A 4,234-nucleotide genomic window follows, 5' to 3' on the forward strand; every position below is an offset into this window, starting at 1 on the left:
GGCGCGGAGCCGTTCCGCCTGGTCCCGGAGGGCCTCGGGCGTCCGCCCCGAGACCACCCACGGCACCACCGCCGGAGCGACATCAATGCCGTCCGCTTCCGACGTTTCGTCCGCGGGCGCCTGCTCCAGCACCACATGCGCATTCGTCCCGCTGATACCGAACGACGAGACACCGGCCCGGCGCGGACGGTCGGACACCGGCCATTCCCGCGCCTCGCGCAGCAGTTCCACCGCACCCGACGACCAGTCCACGTGCGGTGACGGCTCGTCCGCGTGGAGGGTGCGCGGCAGGACACCTTCTCGCATCGCCAGCACCATCTTGATCACGCCCGCGACACCCGCCGCGGCCTGGGTATGACCGATGTTGGACTTCAATGATCCAAGCCACAGCGGCCGTTCGGCGTCGCGCTCCTGCCCGTACGTGGCGAGCAGCGCCTCGGCCTCGATCGGGTCCCCGAGCTTCGTCCCGGTGCCGTGCGCCTCCACGACGTCGACATCCGCGCTGGAGAGCCCCGCCGTCACCAGCGCCTGGCGGATGACCCGCCGCTGTGACGGCCCGTTGGGTGCGGTCAGGCCGTTGCTGGCGCCGTCCTGGTTCACCGCCGAACCCCGCACCACCGCGAGGACCCGGTGCCCGTTGCGCCGCGCGTCGGACAGCCGCTCCAGGAGCAGCATGCCCACGCCCTCGCCCCAGCCGACCCCGTCGGCCCCGGCGGAGAAGGACTTGCAACGGCCGTCGGGGGACAACCCGCGTTGGCGGCTGAACTCGATGAAGGTGCCGGGGGTCGACATCACCGTCACGCCGCCGACGAGAGCCATGGAGCACTCACCGGACCGCAGCGCCTGCGCCGCCAGGTGGAGGGCCACCAGCGACGACGAGCAGGCCGTGTCCACGGTCACCGCCGGACCCACCAGGCCCAGGTTGTAGGCGACGCGCCCGGAGGCGACGCTGCCCGCGCTGCCCGTCAGCAGATAGCCCTCGAAGCCGTCGGGGATGTCGTGCAGCCGGACGCCGTAGTCGCCGTACATGACGCCGGTGAAGACGCCGACCGGTGTCTCCTTCACCGTGGCGGGGGCGATGCCCGCGCGTTCGAACGTCTCCCAGGCGATCTCAAGGAGGAGGCGCTGCTGCGCATCGGTGCCGAGGGCCTCGCGCGGACTCATGTCGAAGAAAGCGGGGTCGAACTCGTCGGCGTCGTGCAGGAATCCGCCCTCGCGGGCGTAGCTCCGGCCCTGGGCGGCCGGGTCGGGGTCGTACAGGTCCTCGTCCCAGCCGCGCCTGGTGGGGAACGGGGTGATCGCGTCGGTGCCGTCGGCCACCAGGCGCCAGAGGTCCTCCGGGGATGTCACTCCGCCGGGGTAGCGGCATGCCATGCCGACGATCGCGATCGGCTCCTGGTTCCGGTCCTGGAGCTCCTGCAGGCGGTGACGGGTCTCGTACAGATCCGCCGTCACCCGCTGGAGGTATCCGAGGAGCTTGTCGTCGTTGGCCATCTCGCAGCTTCCTCTGCTCGTCGTGATTCCGCAGGCTCGGGGTTCCGGCTCGGGGTGCCGCGCACCCCTCGGTCAGTCGAGGGCGATGCCGAATTCCTTGCCGAGGAAGTCGTAGATCTCCTCGGCCGACGCGGACTGAAGTCCTTCGGTGACGTCGCCGACCGGTGTCGCCGCCGTCTCCTGGCTCTGCTCGTCCCACCGCGACAGGAGACCCTTCAGACGCACCTTCGTCTGCGCGCGGGCTATGTCGTCCAGCCGGACCGCCGCCAGCGCCGCTTCCAGTTGCTCGATGTGGTCGAGTACGTACTTCTCGGGGGACACGCCCGAGTCGACGAGTTCCGCCCGCAGATACTCGGCGAGGGCCGGCGGGGTCGGGTAGTCGAAGATCAGGCTGGCCGGGAGCCGCAGTCCGGTGACCGCGGTCAGACGGTTGCGGAAGTCGACGGCGGTGAGCGAATCGAAGCCAAGTTCCTTGAAGGGCCGTTCGCGGTCGACGGCTGCCTGGTCGCCGTGTCCGAGCACCGTGGCCGCCTGGCCGCACACGAGGTCCGTGAGGACGCGCTCCTGGTCCTCCGCCGTGAGCGCGGCGAGCTGCTGGGCCAGCGAGCCTGGATCCGCCGTCGGCCCGGCCGCGGCGCCGCGCCGGGGCGTGGTCCGCACCAGGCCGCGCAGCACGGGCGGCAGTGCCTCGCCCTGGGTGCGCAGTGCCTTCCGGTCGAGCCGCACGGGCAGCGTCCAGGGCCGCCGGAGCCCGACCGCGGTGTCGAACAGCGACAACCCCTCCTCCGTGGTGAGCGGCACCAGCCCGGCGCGTGCCATGCGCTGGAGGTCCGCCTCGGCGAGATGGCCGGTGATTCCGCTGCTCTGGGCCCAGAGCCCCCAGGAAAGGGTGGTCACCGGGAGCCCCTGAGCGTGCCGGTGATGGGCCAGTTCGTCCAGGAACGCGTTGGCGGCCGCGTAGTTCGCCTGGCCGGGAGCACCGAACACGGCGGCAGCCGAAGAGAACAGAACGAACGCCGACAGGTCCCGGCCCCGGGTCAGCTCGTGCAGGTGCCATGCGCCTGCCGCCTTGGGCCCCAGCACCCCGTCGACCCGCTCGGGCGTCAGCGAGCCGATGACGCCGTCGTCGGCGACACCGGCGGTATGGACGACCGCGGTCAGCGGATGCTCCGGCGGGATGGTGGCCAGCAGGTCCGCGACGGCCGTACGGTCGCCGACATCGCAGGCGGCGATCACGACGTGCGCTCCGCGCTCGGTCAGTTCTTCCCGCAGCGCCTGCGCGCCGGCCGCCTCCGGCCCCCGGCGGCTGACGAGCAGCAGGCGCCGCACGCCGTGCGCGGTGACCAGGTGCCGGGCCAGCAGGCCACCGAGTACGCCGGTGGCACCCGTGATCAGCACCGTTCCCTCGTGCGCGGCTCCGGCTTCGGCCGGCGAGGGGCGAACGGGCAGGAACGAGGCCGGTGACACCTCGTCGTCCGCGGGCACGCGGGCGAGCCGGGGAACGCGCAGCTCACCCGCGCGCACCGCCACCTGTGGCTCACCCGTCGCCAGGGCCGCGGCCAGCGTCTGCCACGATTCGCTGTCGTCGTCGAGGTCCACCAGGACGATCCGGCCCGGGTTCTCGGTCTGGGCGGACCGCAGGAGCGCCAAGGCGGACGAGAGGGCGAGGTCGGCGGGGTCCGCGGCGTCGAACCCGACACCGCCACGCGTGAGGACGACCAGGCGGGCCGCATCGAACCGGTCCTCGCCGAGCCACTCCTGGGCGAGCCGCAGTACGCGATGCGCCAGGGCACGCACCTCGTCGACCACCGGCCGTGCTGTCCCGTGGGCCACGGGAGCCACGGGAGCCACAGGAGTCACGGGAGCCACCGGAAGGGACGCCAGGACGACGGCCGGCATCGGCGTACCGGCGTCCACCGCCTCCAGCAGCCCGTCGGTGTGCTCGTACCGGCGGGGCGCCCCGCCGAGCCGGTTCACCACACCCAGCTCGTCGGGCCCCACGAGCGCCCACGCCTGCGGGTCATCCATGAGCGCGGTGGCGGCACCGCCCGGTGGTCGAGCCGTGACCGTCCACTCGACCTGGTACAGCGCGTCGTGGTACGCCGTGCGTGTGCCGCGCATGGCGTCGGCGGACACTTCGCGCCACCGCAGCGACTCCGCCGTGAACACCGGTGCGCCGGCACGGTCGACCGCCGTCACCGACACCGTGTCCGCCCCGGTCCGGTGGAACCGCACGCGCAGCTCCGTGGCACCCGTGGCGTGCAGCCGTACGCCACTCCAGGAGAACGGCAGGGCGGGAGCCGCGGCATCCTCAAGCGCGGTCAGCATCGGGGCGTGCAGGGTCGCGTCCAGAAGGGCCGGGTGCAGGGCGTACGCGCTCTCCTCGCCGTCGTGTGCGTCCCCCCGCCCGTTCCAGTCGTCGGGTAGGGCCACCTCGGCGAAGATGTCGTCGTCGTGACGCCACAGGCGGCGCAGGCCCTGGAACGCGGGACCGTACGCATACCCCTGCTCGGCGAGCGACTCGTACACCCCGACGGTGTCCGGAGCCGTCTCGACCGCACCTCGTGGTGGCCACTCGGGCGCCGGCACAGACTGCGAGCCGGCGACGGGCGAGCCGGTCGCGAGCGTGCCCGTGGCGTGCTGGGTCCACGGCGCTTCGGGATCGTCGTCCGGCCTGGTGTGGACGCTGAACTCGCGTCGTCCCGAGTCGTCGGCGGCCGCGACGGACAGTTGCAGGCGT

The 4,234-nt window shown here is 72.7% G+C and carries 2 protein-coding genes; both read right to left on the minus strand.

From position 1 onward, the window contains the following. Positions 1 to 1,494 (minus strand): type I polyketide synthase (locus ABEB00_RS28040; RefSeq protein ID WP_345623204.1); only part of this gene is annotated, 1,494 nt, incomplete at its 3' end. Positions 1,495 to 1,566: 72 nt separating this feature from the next. After that, positions 1,567 to 4,234 (minus strand): type I polyketide synthase (locus ABEB00_RS28045; RefSeq protein ID WP_345623206.1); only part of this gene is annotated, 2,668 nt, incomplete at its 5' end.

The organism is Streptomyces ziwulingensis, from assembly GCF_039542605.1.
GTDB lineage: Bacteria > Actinomycetota > Actinomycetes > Streptomycetales > Streptomycetaceae > Streptomyces > Streptomyces ziwulingensis.